This window comes from Cyanobium sp. Aljojuca 7A6 (assembly GCF_024346455.1).
GTDB lineage: Bacteria > Cyanobacteriota > Cyanobacteriia > PCC-6307 > Cyanobiaceae > Cyanobium.
This window is the reverse complement of the sequence record NZ_JAGQCY010000017.1, coordinates 1-18,568: the sequence shown is the minus strand read 5'-3', so window position 1 is coordinate 18,568 and position 18,568 is coordinate 1. Positions and strand designations below refer to the sequence as shown.

At 64.1% G+C, this 18,568-nt stretch carries 19 protein-coding genes; 7 read left to right on the top strand and 12 right to left on the bottom strand.

What is annotated here, in order from left to right:
* Positions 1–185: 185 nt before the first annotated feature.
* The 5 genes from urtA (at position 186) to urtE (ending at position 5,515) form a co-directional block, all read left to right on the top strand.
* A complete protein-coding gene (gene urtA, locus KBY95_RS13605; RefSeq protein WP_254965682.1) occupies positions 186–1,481 on the top strand; it encodes an urea ABC transporter substrate-binding protein in 1,296 nt (431 codons plus the stop codon).
* Positions 1,482–1,619: 138 nt separating this feature from the next.
* Positions 1,620–2,777, top strand: a complete 1,158-nt coding sequence (locus KBY95_RS13600; RefSeq protein ID WP_254965681.1) for an urea ABC transporter permease subunit UrtB — start codon at positions 1,620–1,622, stop codon at positions 2,775–2,777.
* A gap of 60 nt (positions 2,778–2,837) precedes the next feature.
* Entirely contained in the window at positions 2,838–3,944 is a 1,107-nt protein-coding gene (gene urtC / locus KBY95_RS13595) for an urea ABC transporter permease subunit UrtC (protein WP_254965679.1), read from the top strand.
* Between the two features lie 69 nt (positions 3,945–4,013).
* A complete protein-coding gene (gene urtD, locus KBY95_RS13590; RefSeq protein WP_254965677.1) occupies positions 4,014–4,760 on the top strand; it encodes an urea ABC transporter ATP-binding protein UrtD in 747 nt (248 codons plus the stop codon).
* Between the two features lie 29 nt (positions 4,761–4,789).
* The gene (gene urtE / locus KBY95_RS13585; protein WP_254965676.1) at positions 4,790–5,515 is read left to right on the top strand and encodes an urea ABC transporter ATP-binding subunit UrtE; all 726 of its coding nucleotides are present in this window, start codon (positions 4,790–4,792) and stop codon (positions 5,513–5,515) included.
* Between the two features lie 18 nt (positions 5,516–5,533).
* On the opposite strand, the gene KBY95_RS13580 is transcribed toward urtE, so the two are convergent.
* The 6 genes from KBY95_RS13580 to queC all read right to left on the bottom strand — a co-directional run bounded on the left by KBY95_RS13580 (position 5,534) and on the right by queC (position 10,721).
* Positions 5,534–5,806, bottom strand: coding sequence for an FmdB family zinc ribbon protein (locus tag KBY95_RS13580; RefSeq protein WP_254965675.1), 273 nt, complete (start codon positions 5,804–5,806; stop codon positions 5,534–5,536).
* An 86-nt stretch (positions 5,807–5,892) separates the two neighbouring features.
* Positions 5,893–7,098 carry a formamidase gene (gene fmdA, locus KBY95_RS13575; RefSeq protein WP_254965674.1) on the bottom strand — a complete coding sequence of 402 codons (1,206 nt, stop codon included), beginning with the start codon at positions 7,096–7,098 and terminating at the stop codon, positions 5,893–5,895.
* Between the two features lie 164 nt (positions 7,099–7,262).
* Positions 7,263–7,697 carry a hypothetical protein gene (locus KBY95_RS13570; protein ID WP_254965673.1) on the bottom strand — a complete coding sequence of 145 codons (435 nt, stop codon included), beginning with the start codon at positions 7,695–7,697 and terminating at the stop codon, positions 7,263–7,265.
* A gap of 92 nt (positions 7,698–7,789) precedes the next feature.
* Complete coding sequence (locus KBY95_RS13565) at positions 7,790–8,665, bottom strand: aminotransferase class IV (protein ID WP_254965672.1); 876 nt, start codon at positions 8,663–8,665, stop codon at positions 7,790–7,792.
* Positions 8,662–10,002 carry an anthranilate synthase component I family protein gene (locus tag KBY95_RS13560; RefSeq protein WP_254965671.1) on the bottom strand — a complete coding sequence of 447 codons (1,341 nt, stop codon included), beginning with the start codon at positions 10,000–10,002 and terminating at the stop codon, positions 8,662–8,664. The genes KBY95_RS13565 and KBY95_RS13560 overlap by 4 nt, the downstream gene beginning before the upstream one ends.
* On the bottom strand, positions 9,999–10,721 hold the full coding sequence (gene queC / locus KBY95_RS13555; RefSeq protein WP_254965727.1) for a 7-cyano-7-deazaguanine synthase QueC: 723 nt from the start codon (positions 10,719–10,721) through the stop codon (positions 9,999–10,001). Before queC ends, KBY95_RS13560 begins: the two co-directional genes overlap by 4 nt.
* Positions 10,722–10,792: 71 nt before the next feature.
* On the opposite strand from queC, the gene KBY95_RS13550 reads away from it, so the two are divergent.
* The gene (locus tag KBY95_RS13550; protein WP_254965670.1) at positions 10,793–11,353 is read left to right on the top strand and encodes an ecotin family protein; all 561 of its coding nucleotides are present in this window, start codon (positions 10,793–10,795) and stop codon (positions 11,351–11,353) included.
* A 4-nt stretch (positions 11,354–11,357) separates the two neighbouring features.
* Here the strand turns inward: KBY95_RS13550 and KBY95_RS13545 are convergent, their stop codons facing one another.
* The 5 genes from KBY95_RS13545 to KBY95_RS13525 form a co-directional block, all read right to left on the bottom strand.
* Positions 11,358–12,071 carry a 7-carboxy-7-deazaguanine synthase QueE gene (locus KBY95_RS13545; RefSeq protein ID WP_254965669.1) on the bottom strand — a complete coding sequence of 238 codons (714 nt, stop codon included), beginning with the start codon at positions 12,069–12,071 and terminating at the stop codon, positions 11,358–11,360.
* On the bottom strand, positions 12,058–12,525 hold the full coding sequence (locus KBY95_RS13540; protein ID WP_254965668.1) for a TA system VapC family ribonuclease toxin: 468 nt from the start codon (positions 12,523–12,525) through the stop codon (positions 12,058–12,060). Before KBY95_RS13540 ends, KBY95_RS13545 begins: the two co-directional genes overlap by 14 nt.
* The gene (locus KBY95_RS13535; protein ID WP_254965667.1) at positions 12,506–12,805 is read right to left on the bottom strand and encodes a hypothetical protein; all 300 of its coding nucleotides are present in this window, start codon (positions 12,803–12,805) and stop codon (positions 12,506–12,508) included. Before KBY95_RS13535 ends, KBY95_RS13540 begins: the two co-directional genes overlap by 20 nt.
* Before the next feature lie 86 nt (positions 12,806–12,891).
* Entirely contained in the window at positions 12,892–14,592 is a 1,701-nt protein-coding gene (locus KBY95_RS13530) for a CTP synthase (protein ID WP_254965666.1), read from the bottom strand.
* A gap of 71 nt (positions 14,593–14,663) precedes the next feature.
* The gene (locus tag KBY95_RS13525; protein ID WP_254965665.1) at positions 14,664–15,149 is read right to left on the bottom strand and encodes a Dps family protein; all 486 of its coding nucleotides are present in this window, start codon (positions 15,147–15,149) and stop codon (positions 14,664–14,666) included.
* 586 nt (positions 15,150–15,735) lie between these two features.
* Here KBY95_RS13525 and KBY95_RS13520 point away from each other — a divergent pair.
* A complete protein-coding gene (locus KBY95_RS13520; protein WP_254965664.1) occupies positions 15,736–16,674 on the top strand; it encodes a Hint domain-containing protein in 939 nt (312 codons plus the stop codon).
* A 17-nt stretch (positions 16,675–16,691) separates the two neighbouring features.
* Here the strand turns inward: KBY95_RS13520 and KBY95_RS13515 are convergent.
* On the bottom strand, positions 16,692–18,568 hold a 1,877-nt coding region (locus tag KBY95_RS13515; protein ID WP_254965663.1), incomplete at its 5' end, for a hypothetical protein.

Sequence of the window (18,568 nt, the reverse complement as noted above, 5' to 3'; positions counted from 1 at the left end):
CACCCTTTCATCACCAGAGCTATAGGCAAGGCTACCTATCGACAGGAAAAGCACGTGCAAATCCTCACTCCGGCAGGCCCTCGGTCAGTTTCTGTCTCATTGGATACCGGGGGTAATCGCGTCCTTCTTTACCTTTCCTTTTGCCGTCGGTTACGGCGACTACAATTCATCTTGAACAGGCTTCAATGTCTCTGCATCTTTCAAGGCGACTGACAGCTGCTCTCGCCGTAACTGCTGTGAGCGTCACCCTCGTCTCCTGTGGCGGCGAGTCCGGGGCAGGCGGCGATTTTGATGGTGAAGTGAAGGTTGGCATCCTTCATTCCCTCAGTGGCACCATGGCCATTTCCGAAACGACTTTGAAAGAAGTCGAGGAAATGGCGATCAAGGAGATCAATGATGCCGGCGGTGTCAAAGTCGGCGACAAGTCGTACAAGATCGTCCCTGTCATCGAAGACGGCGCCTCCGACTGGCCCACGTTTGCCGAAAAAGCCCAGAAGCTGATCGACTCCGACAAGGTTGCCGTGGTCTTCGGCGGCTGGACCTCGGCCAGCCGCAAAGCGATGCTGCCGGTCTTCGAGTCGAAGAACCACATGCTCTTCTACCCGATTCAGTACGAGGGTCAGGAGTGCTCCAGGAACATCTTCTACACCGGTGCTGTTCCGAACCAGCAGGCCGAGCCTGCGGTGCAGTGGCTGATGGACAAGTTCGGCGACAAGCTGGGCAAGAAGGTCTATCTGGTCGGTTCCGACTACGTGTATCCACGTACAGCCAACACCATCATCAAGGAGCAGATGAAAGCCCTCGGCGGTGAGACCGTCGGCGAGGATTACATCCCTCTCGGCAACACCGAGGTGGCTCCGATCATCGCCAAGATCAAGAAGGCATTCCCGGATGGTGGGATCATCATCAACACCCTGAACGGGGACTCCAACGTCGCCCTGTTCAAGCAGTTCAAGGCTTCGGGTATCGACCCGGCCAAGTATCCGATCATGTCCTTCTCCATCGCGGAAGAAGAGATTCGTCAGATCGGACCGGAGTACACCACCGGCACCTATGCCGCCTGGAACTTCTTCATGAGCCTGGACACCCCGGCCTCCAAGAAGTTCACCGCCGACTTCCAGGCCATGTATGGCGCCGATCGGGTCACGGGTGACCCGGCCGAATCCGCGTACAACATGGTTTACCTCTGGAAGAACGCCGTCGAGAAGGCCGGAACCTTCGAAGATCTCGACAAGGTCCGCACTGACATGATCGGGATCACCTTCGCCGCTCCCCAGGGCGAAATCAAGATGTTCCCCAACCACCACACCTCCGAGCGGGTCCTCATCGGCGAGGCTGAGAACTCCGGCCAATTCAAGATTCTCTACGACAGCGTCAAGGCCATCCCCCCGATCCCCTGGAACCAGTTCGTTCCTGAGACCAAGGGATTCACCTGCGACTGGACCCAGGACCGTCCTGACGCCGGCAAGTTCAAGATGTGATCACGGAAAATCCGTGATTGCATGAAAAACAGGTGGTTCCTTCGGGAACCACCACTTTCCGGTTCATCGCACCACCACGTTCGACCCGATCGAGCGCTGCCAAGGCAACGTTCGATCTAACGTTCAACAATCATTCCGTTGGAACTTTTCTTTTCTCAGATACTCGATGGTCTGAGCATCGGTTCTGTGCTGCTGCTTGCAGCCACAGGCCTGGCCATCGTTTTCGGCTTGATGGGCGTCATCAATCTCGCCCACGGGGAGTTCATGATGCTCGGGGCCTACGTGACCTATGTGGTGCAGTCGGCCTTCAAGCCCATGGGTGGTGTGATTTTCGAACTGTATTTTCCGGTCTCACTGGTTCTGGCCTTCATTGTGACGGCACTGATCGGGGTCCTACTGGAGAGAACGTTGATCAGGCAGCTCTACGGCCGCCCCCTTGAAACACTGTTGGCCACGTGGGGGGTCAGCCTGATTCTCATCCAGCTGATACGGAGTGTCTCAACCGCGATGATGCTCGGCATCATCGTCGGCGTCGTGGTTGGTTTTCTCCTATCCAAGGTACTCCGGGCCAAGTTCTCAGAGAAGCCCTTCTTCACCTATCTCAACGGACTCGCTTGGGCCATCTCCATCGGCATTGGCCTGATCGCCGTTAACCTGCTCGATCAGATTCGGCCGCTGTCCAAGGCCTGGTTCGGCCCCCGCAACATTGATGTCACCGCGCCCAAGTGGCTGCAGGGAAGCTGGGGAGCGATCGGCGGCATCGAGCTTCCTGGTCTGCGCATCTTCATCATTCTCCTGTCGGCCCTGTTGCTGCTGGCCACCTATTGGTTTCTCAACAAAAGCGTCTGGGGGCTGCGCATCCGGGCTGTCACCCAGAACCGCCAGATGAGCAACTGCCTCGGCATTCCCACCGACCGCGTTGACAGCATCACCTTCGGCATCGGATCCGGACTGGCCGGGGTGGCCGGTTGTGCCATCACCCTGCTGGGGTCCGTAGGCCCGAACCTTGGGGCGGCCTACATCGTGTCCTGCTTCATGGTGATCGTTCTCGGCGGAGTGGGCAATCTGCTGGGCACGGTGCTGGCCTCCCTGCTGCTGGGCATCATCCAGTCGGTGATCGGTTCCGGCACCTTGCTGACGATCTTCCCGGACATGCCATTGGCGGCCAAGGGCGTGATCGAGTTCTTCGCCACCACAAGCATGTCGCTGGTGCTGGTGTTCATCTTCATCATCGTGTTCCTTCAGTTCCGCCCCAACGGCATGTTCCCCCAGAAGGGTCGCTCGGTCGATGCCTGACCCACTCCCTCCAACCCTCTGCAGATTCCCGTTCCATCTCCCCACCAGGAGGCCCTACCTGTGAAACTTTTCCAAAGACTCGTCCCCTGGATTCTGCTGGCGATCGCCCTGTTCATCCTTCCGGCGGCGCTCGACGACTTCCGTCTCAACCTCTTCGGCCGCTATTTCGCGCTCTCGATCACGGCCCTGGCGATCGACCTGATCTGGGGCTACACCGGTCTGCTGAGCCTGGGACAGGGGATCTTCTTTGCACTGGGGGGCTACGCGGTGGCCATGAACCTGATGCTCAACACCAAGAGCCTGGCGGGGGGCAATGGCATCCCCAAGTTCTTTGAGAACTACGGTGTTGCCCAGCTTCCTTTCTTCTGGCAGCCCTTCTGGTCGCCTGTCTTCACCCTGATCGCCATCTGGGTGATTCCTGCCGTCGTGGCGGGTGTGGTGGGTTGGTTGATCTTCAGAAATCGCATCAAGGGGGTGTATTTCTCGATCATCACCCAGGCGGCGCTGATGGTCTTCTTTCACTTTTTCAACGGTCAGCAGAAACTCTTCGACGGCACCAACGGTCTAAAAACCAGCACGACCGAGCTGTTCGGCCAACTGGTGGGTTCGCCCGACATGCAGGTGTGGTTTTACCGCCTCACGGTGCTTCTGCTACCCCTGGCCTTCCTGGTCTGTCGCTACTTCACCAGCGGTCGCTTCGGTGATGCTCTGATTGCCATCCGGGATGACGAAAGCCGGCTGCGCTTCGCCGGATTCAACCCCGTTCCCTTCAAAACCATCGTCTTTCTGGTGGCAGGGGCCCTGTGCGGGATCTCCGGAGCTCTCTATACAGTCCAGACTGGCATCGTCTCGCCCCAGTACATGTCGATCTCCTTCTCTATCGAGATGGTGATCTGGGTCGCCGTGGGCGGGCGGGGCACCCTGGTGGGCCCGATCATCGGAGCCACCCTGGTGAACTACCTGCGCAGCCTGGTGAGTGAGGCCCTGCCTGAGGCCTGGCTATTTGTGCAGGGGGCCCTGTTCATCTTCGTGGTGGTTCTGATGCCGGATGGCATCTACGGCTGGATCACCAAAGGTGGCTTCCGTACCTTCCTGGCCGCCTTCGGCATCGCCAAAAAGTCCAATACTTACCCCCAGCTGGACAAGGAGGCCATTCCCGTGGATTAGTCCTCCAGGGAACTCCTCCTGGCTTTTCTGCTGTGACTACTGTTTCGATTTCGCACCTTTCCGATGTCCATGTCAGAACCTCTCCTCGAGCTCAATGACGTCAGCGTGAGTTTCGACGGCTTCTATGCCCTTACAGACCTCAGTCTGAAGCTCTACAAGGGTGAGTTGAAGTCCATCATCGGCCCCAACGGTGCTGGCAAGACCACCTTTCTGGATGTGATCACAGGCAAGGTGCGGCCCACCAAAGGAACGGTGTCCTTCAAGGGGAAGTCTCTGCTTGGCGTCTCCGAGCAGAAGATCTCTCGCGGGGGAATCGGCCGCAAGTTTCAGACGCCTCGGGTGTTTGAAAATCTCACCGTGCTGCGAAACCTGGAGTTATCCGCTTCGCCTGTCAAGAATGCCATCAGCCTGCTGGGCTCCGGCCTGCCCCAGTCGTCGAAGGATGAAGTGCATCGGATCATGAATTACGTGGGTCTGACGCCCTTCGCCACCGTCAAGGCCGGCTCCCTCTCCCACGGCCAGAAGCAGTGGCTGGCGATCGCCTCTCTCGTGGCCCAGGCCCCCGAAGTGCTGCTTCTGGATGAACCCGTCGCTGGCCTCACCGACGAGGAAACCCTGCGCACGGCCGAGCTGATCAAGTCCCTGGCCGGCGACCACACCGTGGTGGTGATCGAACACGACATGGAGTTCATCCGCGACCTGGGTTTCGACGTCACCGTGTTGCACCAGGGTCAGGTGCTCACGGAAGGGCCACTGGAGAAGGTGAAATCCGACCCACGGGTGATCGAGGTCTACCTGGGGCCGCCCGAACAGTAATCGCTTCTTGACCATCACCCACCGACCCCATGTCCCCCACCAGCTCCCAACCCCTGCTCCAGGTCTCCGACCTGAATGTCTATTACGGAGAGAGCCATATTCTCCGCAACGTCGATCTTTCCATCGACGAAGGCAAGATGGTCTGCCTGATCGGCCGTAACGGCGTCGGCAAAACCACCTTCCTCAAGACCGTCATCGGCCTGCTCCAGCAGCGCTCGGGGACGATCCATTACCAGGATGGCCAGCTCACCAACCAGCCGCCCTACAAGCGGGCCCGCTCAGGAATCGGCTACGTGTCCCAGGGCCGCGACATCATTCCCCAGGTGACTGTCAAGGAAAATCTGCTGCTCGGCATGGAGGCCTTGCCTGGGGGCCTTGAAAAGAACCGCCACATCGATCCGCTGATCTTCGATCTGTTCCCGATCCTCGAGAAGTTCCTCAAGCGCAAAGGGGGCGACCTCAGTGGCGGTCAACAGCAACAGCTGGCCATCGCCCGCGCCCTGCTGGGCAAGCCCAAGCTGTTGCTCCTGGATGAACCCACAGAAGGGATTCAACCCTCCATCATCCTCGACATCGAGCATGCCGTGCAGCGGATCATGAAGGAAACCGGCATCAGCGTGTTGCTGGTGGAGCAGCACTTGCACTTTGTGCGCCAATCCGACTTCTATTACGCCATGCAGCGCGGCGGCATCGTCTCCAGTGGCCAGACCGACAAGCTCTCCGATGACGTGATCAAGGAATTCCTGACGGTCTGAGGCCGGGGGCCTCGGGCCTCAGCAGCCGCGATTGAGCATCCAGGGACGGGTGCCGCTTTCTTTCAGCCGCTGCTTGCCGGCCACTTCCTTGGTTTCCTTGCGCACCAGGCGCGGTCCGGATTGTTCCTGCTTCAGCCTGAGGGGGCCACTGAGCGACATCACAGGCGTGAAGACCCGGACGCCTTCCGCGGTGCAGGTCGGGCAGTTGGTCTCCTTTTGGCGCTCATCAATGCTGCGCCAGACTTCGTAGTTCTCGCAGCCATTGCTGCAGCTGTATTCGTAGACAGGCATCGAGCAAATGGGAAGAGGGATGGGGAGCAAACGGTGTCACAAAAGAAAAGGGGCCTGACACTCAGGCCCCGATTCCCGGTGACTGATCAACAGGGCAGGATGTCCTGATCGAAGATCGAGGTGGGAATGGCCAGGGTGCAGCAGGCGTTGGGGATGTCAACAATGCCGCTGATCCTGCCTTCCACCGGCGCACAACTCAGCAGCAGGTAGGCCTGTTCGCCGGTGTAGCCGAACTTCTTGAGGTACTCGATGGCGTTGAGGCAGGCACGACGGTAGGCGATGTGCACATCCATGTAGTACTGCTTGCCTTCGAATTCATCAACGGAGATGCCTTCAAAGACCAGGTAGTCGCTGTAGTGGGGTTCCACCGGGCTGGTTTTGAACATGGGGTTGACCATCCCATACTTCGCCATGCCACCTTTGATGATCTCCACATGGAGATCAAGATAGCCAGACATCTCGATGGCGCCGCAGAAGGAGATCTCCCCATCCCCCTGGGAGAAGTGGATATCACCCATCGAGAGCTTGGCGCCTTCGACATAGACGGGGAAGTAAATCCGCGTGCCCTTGGTGAGGTTCTTGATGTCGCAGTTGCCGCCGTGTTCCCGGGGCGGCACGGTACGGGCCGCTTCGTTGGCCACCCGCTGAAACTCACTGGAGGGGAGGGTGCCGAGGATGGCGCTGTTGGGGTTGGGAAGGGCCGCCAGCACAGGCTCACTGCCCGAGAGGCCGGCGCCGTAGGTGCGGCGATCGGGGGCGGTCTGCACCAGTTCCGTCTCGCGACGGTTCCACTCATTGAGCAACTCCTGGGAAGGGGCGCAACCGATCAGACCCGGGTGGGTGATGCCGGCGAAGCGCACGCCAGGAATGTGGCGGGAGGAGGTGTAGATGCCTTCCAGATCCCAGATCGCCTTGGCGGCCTTGGGATAGTGATCGGTGAGGAAGCCACCACCGTTCTCCTTGGCAAAGATGCCTGTGAAACCCCATTCGTCCCCCTGCAGGGCACCGACATCAAGAATGTCGACCACAAGAATGTCTCCGGGCTGGGCCCCGTTGACCCAGATCGGTCCACTCAGGACGTGGACAACCTCCAGATTGACATCTTCGATGTCTTTGGGGTCGTCGTTGTTCTTGATCTGGCCATCGGTCCAGTCCTTGCATTCGATCCGGAACACGTCACCAGGATTCACCGAGGCCACAGCCGGGATTTCGGGATGCCAACGGTTGTGACCGGGCATGTCCTGCTGATCCATCGGCTTGGTGAGATCGACGGAGAAGAGTGTTTTTGGCATCGAGAAACCGAGGCGCAGTGTCCTCTCCATCCAAAAGGATGACCTGCGGCTCTAAAGTGCCTGTTGCTACCGAATATCAGCGACCCAGGACCTGCCTAGGGGATCGAATTAGGAATCATTATCAGGCTTGAGGAGGGATTCAGGTTGATTGGCCGTCAGGACAATCAGGTGTCATCAAAATCGCCTTTGCGGCACAGATTGTCTTTCAGTCGTGAGACCCAGCCACTGGGTTCAAGCGTTCCAGTCTTTTCCGTTCGACCATCAAAATGAAACAGGAACTGCCAGCGGTCCTTAACTGGGTATGTTCTTTTGGCGTTGAGATCGCTGATCGGATCTCCATAGATGTTGTCATAGGTTTGCCAGCCCGGCTCTCCCTTGACACTGCAGATCGCCGTGACTTCATACATCTTGCCTTTGGCCCCATCGGCCTCTGTTGTGATCTTCACAACGCCCTTGTGCAGGCCATTGGCGATCCCTGGCGTGAAGGCTCTGACGAGCTCCACCTGGCTTCCATCCACGCTTACCAACAGGTCGCCCGGTTTGGCGTTCTGGGCGGCCACCTCCCTGGAGGTGGAACCGCAACCGGCGGCCAGGGCCACGCCCAGACAGGCCAGCCATCCCGCCAGGTGCTTCCGGGACCCCAGGCCCCCCACAGCGTTGGACAAGGTGATCGATCGGCTCGCCGGCCAACCTATGACGACGCCAGCAACTGCTCCCACAGGTCCTCGGCCCCGCTCGGCAGGGGCAGATCACGGCCCTCGCAGCGGCGGATCGGCCGGCAGCCCAGGCTGTTGATCAGCAGGGCCCCCTCGCTGGCCAGCAGGTCCGCGAGGACCAAGCGGCCCTCGCACGCCAACCCCAGAGCCAGGGCTCGGCCCCGCATCACCCCCGGCAGGCAGCCGCTGGCCAGGGGCGGTGTGATCCACCCAGCCCCCCGCCGCACCAGGAGGTTGGCGCTGGTGCCGCAGCAGAGATCACCGCCGCCCCCGAGCAGCAGGGCGTCGTCGGCGCCGGCGGCCCTGGCCTCGCGCAGGGCCTGGATGGCGCCGGCGTAGGCGAAGGTTTTGCAGCGGCTGACCAGGCTGCCTGAGTTGCGCCGCTCCAGGCGGCTGACGATCACCGCCAGCGGCGTGCTGGCGCGCGTCCAGGGGCTCAGCTGCAACCAGAAGCGATGCCGCCCCTGGGGTTCGCCCGGCCCCGGCAGGGCGAGGCCCCTCTGGCCGCCGCCACTCCCCCGGCTCCAGTTGAGACGCAGGGCGCCATCGCCGCAAAGGCCGCTGCGGGCCACGGCCTCCGAGAGCAGGGGCAGCACCCGGTCGGCGCCGGGGGGAGCCGCCAGGCCCAGGCTGGCGGCGGCGGCCTGCCAACGCCCCAGGTGCTCCGCCAGCAGCCGGGGGCACCCGGCCTGGATCAGCACCGTTTCAAACAGGCCATCGGCCAGCAGCAGGCCCCGGTCGTTCAGGGGCAGGCTGAGCTGGTCCGGGTCGCCCCAGGTTCCGTCCGGCGCCGGCGCATCGATCCAGGCGATGGCCCTGGGGTCCGGGCCAGTGGGGCCGCCGCCGCTCATGCCAGGGCCTCCAACAGCGGTTCGATCTTCCAGCCCATCTCCCGGGCCTCCCCCGCCGGGTCGGAATCGGCGACGATGCCGCCGCCGGCATGCAGCCGCAGGCGACGACCCTTCTGCAACAGGGTGCGGATGAGGATGCTGCTGTCGAAGCCGCCATCGGCCCCGAGGTGAAACAGGGAGCCGCAATAGGGGCCCCGCGGCACCGGCTCGAGCTGGTTGAGGCGCCGGCAGGCGCGCACCTTGGGAGCACCGGTGATCGACCCCCCCGGCCAGCAGGCCCGCAGCAGGTCCACCAGGCCCCGGCCGGCGGCGAGCTGGCCCATCACCACCGAGGTGAGGTGGTGCACATGGGCGTAGCTCTCCAGCCCCAGCAGCTGGGGCACGTGCACCGACCCGGGCACGCAGACCCGGCCCAGGTCGTTGCGCAGCAGGTCGACGATCATCACGTTCTCGGCCCGGTCCTTGGGGTCGCAGATCAGGGCGGCGGCACTGGCGGCATCGGCCTCGGGGTCGCCATGGCGCGGCCGGGTGCCCTTGATCGGCCGCGTCTCCACCCGCCCATCCGGGTGCAGGCGCAGGAAGCGCTCAGGGGAGGCCGAGATCACCGCCTCCTCCCCGGCGATCGCCAGGCCCGCGAAGGGGGCCGGCCCGTGCCGGACCAGGCGGCTGTAGAGCGTCAGGGGATCGGCCTGCTGCGGCCGCAGGCTCTCACAGCAGGCCGTGAGGTTGGCCTGAAACAGATCACCGGCGGCGATCCAGTCGCGCAGGATCCGTACCTTCCCGGCGTAGTCCTCCGGGGAGGTGTGCCAATGCCAGTCACCGCGCGCGATGCCGGCCCCGTCGGCCGGGCGCTCTCCGGCTTCGGCCTCTGCCGCGGCCACCGCCAAGGCCACCGCCGCGACCGTGGCGGGATCCTCCAGCAGGCGGACCATGGCCGCCAACCGGGCGGGGTCGCGGCCCTCGAGCCAGAGCCGCTGCTCGCCCCGATCAAAGTGGATCAGGGGGTCATGGCGGGCCGCCCACAGGCTGGCCATGTCGGAGAGCTGCCAGTGGTCAGCGGGCTCCACCCAGGCCCCGGCCTCGTAGCCGAGCCAGCCCAGCCACGGCCCCCCCTGGCGCTCCAGGTCCGCCAGGGCAGCGAAGGGATCGCCCGCCCCTGGGGTGCCCGGAAGGCCCCGGCAGACCACCCGGGCCACCGGATCCACCCCGAGCACGCCGCGGCGGCCGAGGCGGCTGCCGTCGCCATCGAGCAGCACCAGCCCGTCCTGGCCGAAGTTCACCGCCAGCACCCGGGCCAGGGAGCGGGGCTCCAGCCAAGGAAGCGGCACGCTCTTCAACGGCCGGCTCCAGCGCGGATGGCAGCGCTGGCCAGGTCGGTCCGGCCGGCAGCGACCAGGGCGGCATCGCGGATGCGGCAGCTGTCGCAGCGGCCGCAGGGGAGGTCTGCCCCGCTGTAGCAGCTCCAGGTGGCCGCGATCGGCACCCCCAGTCGCAGCGCTTCGCGCACGATGGTGGTCTTGTCCCAGGCCACCAGCGGCGCCCAGAGGCGGGCCCCATGGCCCTGGCGCCCCGCCTTGCTGGCCAGGTCGGCCAGGCTCTGGAAGGCGGCCAGGTAATCGGGGCGGCAATCGGGATAGCCGGAGTAATCCACCGCATTGACCCCGAGCACCAGGCGGCCGGCACCACGGGCTTCGGCCAGGCTGAGCCCCAGGGCGATGAAGACCGTGTTGCGGCCGGGCACGTAGGTGCTGGGGATCACCCCGTCGCTCACCCCCTCCTCAGGCACGGGGATGGCCGGATCGGTGAGGGCCGAGCCGCCCCAGGCCGCCAGGTTCACGGCGATCACGTGGTGTTCCTCGAGGGCCAGGGCGGCGGCCACCGTGGCGGCGGCGGCGAGCTCGCGCCGGTGGCGCTGGCCGTAATCGAAGGAAAGGCCGATCACCCTGTGGCCCGCCTCGATCGCCAGGGCGGCGGCGGTGGCCGAATCGAGACCGCCCGAGAGCAGGGCGACGGCGAGGGGCGTGGCAGAGGGGGGCGTGGGTGGGGGGGGCGTGATGGGGCCGGTGGGCGCAAGATGCCCCCATTGTGGAAGCGGCCGGAGGGGGCGGAAGATGCCATCGTGATTCCATGAGGATCCCCATGGCCCACGCCCTGCGCCGCGCCCGCCTCACGGCGGCCACCGCCAGCGTCATCGTCACCCTGCCGTCCCTGCTCGCGGGGTGGGGGGCTCCGGCCATGGCCATCCCCCAGCTGGATCTCAAGGCCTACCCACCGGCGGCCGCCGGCCAGACCCGCTGGGTGATCCAGTTGCCCGGCGTGCTGCCGCCCGGCACCGATCCGCGCCTCTCCCCCCACCCGAGCGACTGGCGGGTGCAACTGATCCCCGGCCGGGAAGTGAAGGCCGACTGCAACCAGCAGGCCTTCCGCGGCCGCTTCCGCGCCAGCAAGCTGAAGGATCTCGGCGTCAGCGTCTACACCGTGAGCGATGTGGGCCCCATGGTGACCACCCTGATGGCCTGCCCCCCCGGCCAGGCCAAGCGCAGTGTGTTCGTGCCCATGGGCAGCAGGCCCTTCGTGGTGCCCTACGACGCCAGCCGGCCGATCGTCGTGTACACCCCCAAGGATCTGCAGCTGCGCTGGCGGCTGTGGAAAGCCGAGAAGGTGCAGCAGCCGGCCCAGGCCCTCTGAGGCTTCAGCGCACCCCCAGCCCCTTGTGGAGCTGCAGGCCAAGCCGCCAAGCCGGATGGGACTGCACATAATCAATCGCCAGACTCTGGCCCTCGGCGCTCTGCCAGCCGGGCTGCAGCAGCAGCACAGGCGCTTCCGAGCCGCTGCCTCTCCGGATCAGGCTGGCGGCGCGGGCCATGGCGTCGGCGAAGCCAAGGTCAGCCGGCTCATGCACGACGACCTTGAGTTCGTGGCAATGGCGGAGCAGGACCTCCACCGGGGGCCGATGGCGTTTCGGCGAGAGGGTGATCCAGTCGAAGCAGCCACTGAAAGGGCCCACGCCGCTGGTTTCGAGATGCAGCGGCAGACCCACTGGAGCCAGGGCGGCGCAGAGGGCGTCGAGGGGCTGCTGCAGGGGCTCGCCGCCGGTGATCACCACAAAGGCCGCACCAGCGGCGGCGGCAGCGGTGGCCTCGGCCACCAGGTCGCCCAGGGGACGCCGCGGATGGGCCGCCTCCGGCCAGGAGTGCTTGGTGTCGCACCAGGGGCAGCCCACATCACAGCCCGCCAGGCGGATGAAGAAGGCGCTGCGGCCGGCATGGACACCCTCCCCCTGCAGGGAGTGAAAGGTTTCCACCACAGGCAGCGCCGGCAGGGCTGGGGCAGGGACGGGCAGGGCGGGATCAAGCCGGAAGATCCCTTCAGCCTGCCACCGGGGGGGCCTCTCAACCGCCGCCATGACGATCGGCCTGCAGGAGTTCCAGATTCAGCCCCGCCCCGAGGAACTGGCGAAAATCCTGATCCAATGTGACCATCCGGGTGGAAGTGCTGATGGCGAAGGCCGCCAGGTAGGCCTCCATCCAGCGTTTCGGTGCGGCCACGGCGAGACCAGCCAAACGCCACCAGAGCCCCTCCATCCCGATCGACTCGTCCACCAGGTCCACCTTGGGCAGGGCCTGAATGGCCACCAATGCAGCCAGCGCATCTTGATTCGTGATCGCCGCGGCTTGGTAGGCCGTGAAGATCGCCGGGGTGGAGACCAGCCGCAGAAAGCTCTGCTGGGTGGCTCGGCAGATCAGGGCCGGAGCCGCGGGCGTGGCCCGAAGCAGCACCGTCTGGGCGCTGTGATGGGCTGGATGGGCGGCGAAGGCCGCCGCCACCCACACATTCACATCAAGAAGAGAGGCCGGCACGACGGAGGTCCTCCAACGCGAGTCCCTGCTGCTCCAGTTGCAGGGCCGTGGCCAGATCGATTCGCGGCCGGCCGCTGGCTGGCTCACAGCGGAACACCGGCAGCCCGGCCGAATCAACCATCACCCCATCGCTGACGGAGGGCACAGACACCGTCGTGCCGCCATGGAGGCCCTGACGGATGAACTCAGCCACGAACTCCTTGAGGGTGCGCCCCTGCTGAAGGGCCCGTTGCTTGGCCTGGCGCACGAGGTGGTCCGGCAGGTCGAGGGTCGTTTTCATCAGCCCAGGGGCGCTGACAACCCAGTTCACGCGCGAGCCAGCAAGCTGGGTCAGCCGTTGGCTGGCGGGCTACTTCCCTGCCGGCGTCAGGCCTGCACGGTCATCGCCGGGGGAGCGGCAGCGGCCTGGGCCTGCTGGCCGTTGCGGGAGGCCACCTCACCACGCCGCTGCTGGGCCGCCTCGATCAGGCCCCGGAAGAGGGGATGGGGCTTGCCGGGGCGGGACAGGAACTCCGGGTGGAACTGGCAGGCGGTGAAGAAGGGATGGTCCTTCAGCTCGATCAGCTCCACCAGGCGGCCGTCGGGGGAGGTGCCACTGATCTCGTAGCCCGATTCCAGGAACAGGGAGCGGTAGGCGTTGTTGAACTCGTAGCGGTGCCGATGGCGCTCGTAGACCACCTCCTCGCCGTAGAGGCGCTGGGCCATGGTGCCCGCGGTCAGCCGGCAGGGGTAGACGCCCAGCCGCATCGTGCCGCCCAGATCCACCACGTCCTGCTGTTCGGGCAGCAGGTGGATGACGGGGTGCGGGGTGGCGCGGTCGAGCTCGGCGCTGGTGGCCCCCTCCAGGCCGGCCTGGTGCCGGGCCCACTCGATCACGGCGCACTGCATGCCGAGGCAGAGCCCCAGGAACGGCACCCGCTGCTCGCGGGCCCAGCGGATGGACGCCACCTTGCCGTCGACACCGCGGTGGCCGAAGCCGCCTGGCACCACCACCGCATCCATACCGTGCAGCAGGGCGTCGGCGCCCTGGCTCTCGATCTGCTCGGCGCAGACCCAGTGGAGATCGAGGGAGGCATCCCGCTCCAGGCAGGCGTGGCGCAGGGCCTCCACCACCGAGAGGTAGGCGTCGTTGAGCTGCACGTACTTGCCCACCAGGGCCACCTTCACGGCAGGGCCGGGGTGGCGCAGCTTCTCCACCAGGTCGGCCCAGCGGGCCATGTCGCTGTCGTGGTCGACCAGGGAAAGGACATCGAGCACCTGGCGGCAAAGGCCCTCGCTCTCCATCGCCAGGGGCACCGCGTAGATGCTGTCGGCATCGAGGGCCTGGATCACGGCGCCGGCCGGCACACCGCAGAAGCCGCCGATCTTGGCCTTGAGGTCGGTGCTGATCGGCCGGTCGCTGCGGCAGACGAGCACGTCGGGCTGGATGCCGATCGAGCGCAGCTCCTTCACCGAATGCTGGGTGGGCTTGGTCTTGAGTTCGCCGGAGGTGCCGATGAACGGCAGCAGGGTGACGTGCACATACGCCAGGTCTTGGCGGCCGACGTCGCCGCGGAATTCGCGGATCGCCTCCAGGAACGGCAGCGATTCGATGTCGCCCACCGTGCCGCCGATCTCGGTGATCACCACGTCGGCGCCGCTGTTGGCCGCCACCCGGTGGATGCGCTCGCGGATCTCGCCGGTGATATGGGGGATCACCTGGACGGTGCCGCCGTTGTAGTCGCCGCGGCGCTCCTTGTTGATCACCGCCTGGTAAATCGAGCCGGTGGTCACGCTGTTGAGGCGCGACATGGCCGTGTCGGTGAAGCGCTCGTAATGGCCCAGGTCCAGGTCGGTCTCGGCGCCGTCCTCGGTGACGAACACCTCACCGTGCTGGTAGGGGCTCATCGTGCCCGGATCCACGTTCAGGTAGGGATCCAGCTTCAGGATCGAGACGCTGTAGCCGCGCGATTTCAGCAGCCGCCCGAGGCTGGCGGCCACGATGCCCTTGCCGATGCTGGAGACCACCCCGCCGGTGACAAAGACGAACTTCGCGGCATGGCCCCGCGGGGCGGACGGTGCGGACATCGGGCCTGGCGCTGATCCCCCAATCTACCGACCCCTTCCAGTCCGCCTCCGGGCCTGGACCGGCGCAGAGCTCACGCCTCGAGCAGGCTCCGCAGCATCCAGGCGGTCTTCTCATGGATCTGGAGCCGTTGGGTGAGCAGGTCGGCGGTGGGCTGGTCGTTGGCCCCATCGGCAATGGTGAACACCGAGCGGATCGTGCGGGCCACGGCCTCGTGACCCTCCACCAGCTCGCGCACCATGGCCAGGGCGGCGGGCACCCCTTCGGCCTCGGGGACCGAAGAAAGACCGGCATAGATGGAGCCGCCGTAGGGGGCGGGGAAGCCGAGGGCGCGGATGCGCTCGGCGATCAGGTCGAGGGCGGTCCAGAGCTCGGTGTACTGGTCCATGAACATCAGATGGAGCGTATTGAACATCGGCCCGGTGACGTTCCAGTGGAAGCCGTGGGTCTTGGCGTACAACACGGTGCTGTCAGCCAGGACGCGTCCGAGGCCCTCGGTGATCTGCTGGCGCTGCTCGGCCGGAATGCCGATGTCGATGGCGGGAGCGGTGATGGCCATGGCGGGGGAGCGGGAGGCATCACTCTAAGACGAAGTGAGTCCGTTTAACAGGGCCTGAGCCCCGTCCTACCGTGAGCCGGCAACGCTTCGGGGCCCCGGAGCGTTGCCGGGCTGGCACCGCAGACCCGTCATCCCGCAGGTCGTTTGGCACTGTGGAACGGTATGGGGCAGCGCCCAAGGGCTGCGGGCAACGGCTCCAGGGGGATCCCGAGGACTCGTTCTGCGCTGGCCGGAGCGGAACCGATGGGCGCCCATCACGAAACCGTGGTGCTGCACGATCTGCTGGCCTGACAGCAGGACGAGGCGGCAATGGGTGCCACTTGAAACCGCACGGCCGCCCCAACGCCATGGGCAGCCGTCATCCGATGCAGGCCGTGATTTAAGTCCTGGACGTGGCCGGCTCAGTCGTTGACACCCGATGCAGTGCGGTGGATGGGCCGGCACGGGGCAAGCGCTCCTGCCGGCGTGAGCTCGATCGCCAGATGGAGAGCGACGCAACGCTTTGAGGCCGCCAGCTAGAAGCGCGGATGGGGTTGACAAGTCTGAACAATCAATCCTAACATTAAAAAATAGAAATTGGATCAACATGACTCTTGGTGTATTTGATTTTGCCTACTTCGGGCTTGGTGAGCTTTTCAGTCCACCACTTGAAGTTACTGGAAGTGCATTTTTTCTGCCCAGTCCTGCTGTTGTCACCAAAGTCAGCGGGGGCGATCGCAATGTGTTGTTGGAAGGCGATGAGTTCACCATTAGTGGCGATATCTTTCAGATTACCTACACCTACAGGGGGCAAGACCCGTCAGGAGGACTTTCCGCAGAACATTTTGGTCGCCTTTGGATCACTCTCTCAGACATTCCGCAAGATCCGGGACAACCCTGGCCGGCCGTCGATGACACTTCCATCATCATCTGCTTCGCCGCCGGCACCTTGATTGCCACGCCGGATGGCGAACGGATGGTCGAAACCCTGGCCATCGGTGATCTGATCCTCACCACCGACGGTCGCGAAGTTCCGGTGCGGTGGATGGGCCGGCAGACGCGTCAGAAGCTATTCACACCGGAGCGCAGCTATGCCCCGGTGCGGGTGCGGGCCGGTGCCCTGGCGGTGGGCGTGCCGCACACCGATCTGATCCTCACTGGTGACCACGCCTTGATCATTGATGATCTGGCGATCAATGCTTCGGCGCTGGTGAACGGCACCACCATCACCTTTGAGCCGATGGCCGATCTGGCCGATAAGATCACCTACTGGCACATTGAGACCGAGGGTCACGAGGAAATCCTGGCCAATGGAGCACCGACAGAAACCTTCGTTGATTACGTCGGGCGCCGCAGCTTCGACAACCATCAGGAGTACCTCGATCTGTATGGCTGCGAGCGGATCATCCCGGAGATGACACGGCCCCGTGTCTCCTCACGGCGCCAACTCCCAGCCGCCACCGCGGCACGCTTTGGCATCCCACGTTTTGGCGACGACATTGACGCCGATTTCGCAGCACTGGTGCGAGCACTCCTGCCGGTATGAGCTGATCAGGAGAAGTCTCAGTTTCCCCTAACGTTTCTACGATATACATCCAGCAGAACCGCACCAGAACCCGCAATCTTTCCGGCTGCATTCCAGTAACGTCGCGTGCTTTTGTAGGGCAATGGGACGTGAACTTGGACCTCACGCCCCAGTTCCCATCTTGGACGGATTGTGAGGTCTGCCTTTTCGCAGCGCGCCTGGGTTCGGGACAGGTACCAAGCGACGGCTCTGCTCAGCAACCCAGGACCGGTCTTTGACCAAGTGCTGTCGTTGTGACGTTCCGCCAACGCCCTGCGAGCGGCAGCGGCGGCCCACACAATGGCCGGGTGATGGGGTGGGGCGAGAACAAGGTTGTTGCTGATGAATCCGTGCGGCTCGGCATACACGGTCAGCCCGCGATGTGCACCGATCAATGCGGAGGCGTCGCCCACTAGACGGTCGTCGCCGTCGACATACATGCCACCTTCAAGCATGATCCAGCACAAGCGGAAGTAGTCGCTCTCCTCTGCTGGCGAGTTCGCTGCACTGAACGCTGTTTCCCACTCCTTGCCCAATCGACTGGCGAGAAAATGGCGGGCCGATTGGCGATCAAATCGCTGATAGTCAATTCCTTTGGTGCCCTCCCATGTCGCCATGATCGAAGCGATGTCGGCAGGTGGTTGTGGCGTGTTCCAGTACTGCATCATCTGATGCGGCACACGACCGTAGCCTTCTTGAAATCCACGGCTTCGCCAGGAGCTGATCGAGCGCACGGCTGCCAACACAGAATCCCTGACGTCTTTGGCTGCACCGTCTTCTCCCATCACGAGGCGTTCTGTGAGCAGAATGCCGCTAAAGGTCACACCAAAGTGCGCTGCAGCTTTTGGCGGCAAGGTACGCCGTACTTCGGCAGATTGCACCATGGCCACCTCAACATGGCCGTGGCCGAAAAGTGCATGATTGATTGAACCCAGTTGGCGGCTGCGAATCTCCGTAACTTCAATGCCATCGTGGACCACAAGTGCCTCTTCCAACTCTCCGATGTGCAGCAAGCAGCTGGTTCGCATCGCCTGCAAGGTTGCCTGGGGAATCTCGGCTCTGGCTGCGGCCTCGTCAAGCACCTCGCGAGCCTCCTTCGCCTTGCCAATGGCGATCAATGCCGATACGTGGGCGTTCAGGGTCGGAGCATGAAGGGGTAAGGCGCGCCGTGCACGGCGCAGGTATCGCTCGGCCAGACGCAGGCGCCCTGCCTGCCGAAGGAGGCCATGGATCGTCGCTGTGATAGCCGTGCTGGAAACCTGAGCACGGTCGACCTTTCGGCGGGCCAGCGCTGTTTCAGCACCACAGGTCAGGGCCATCAGGCCCAGACGGTAGAGCCAGGCATCGCCAGGGCCAAGCCTCATGCCTAACGACTCGCCCAACTTGACCCAATCAGGATCACCCCCCCGATGCAGATGCGACAGAATCGCTCGGCATAAATCCAGGCTTAGGTTCTCGTGCTGCAAGAGTGCCGTTGCCGCCTCTTGGTAGTCGCGCGCAGCGCCAGACACGTCGGCAGCCAGACAGACGTCCCAGAGTGACGCGGCAGGCAGGGATACAGCCGCGCTGTTCACCAGGGGCGCCGCGAGGCGCAGGGCCGCGGGTCTTGTCGTCGGGGACAGGTGCGGTAGTGCCTTGCAAACGAGTTCGGCAGACAACAATCGCCGGGTCGGATCAGCGCAGGAAAGGCCCAGCCGCAATTCAGCGTCGAAGATCTTCTCAAGCCCCACAGCGTCATCCGCCGCTCCGAGGGTGTCAATCCGCGCCACCACGGACGGCCTGTGCTCCGGTGACTCAGCCACGATCGCTTCCAGCATCGCCAGGCTGGCCACGACATCACCGGCCGCACGCAGGCTGAGCGCCAGTTCGTGACGCA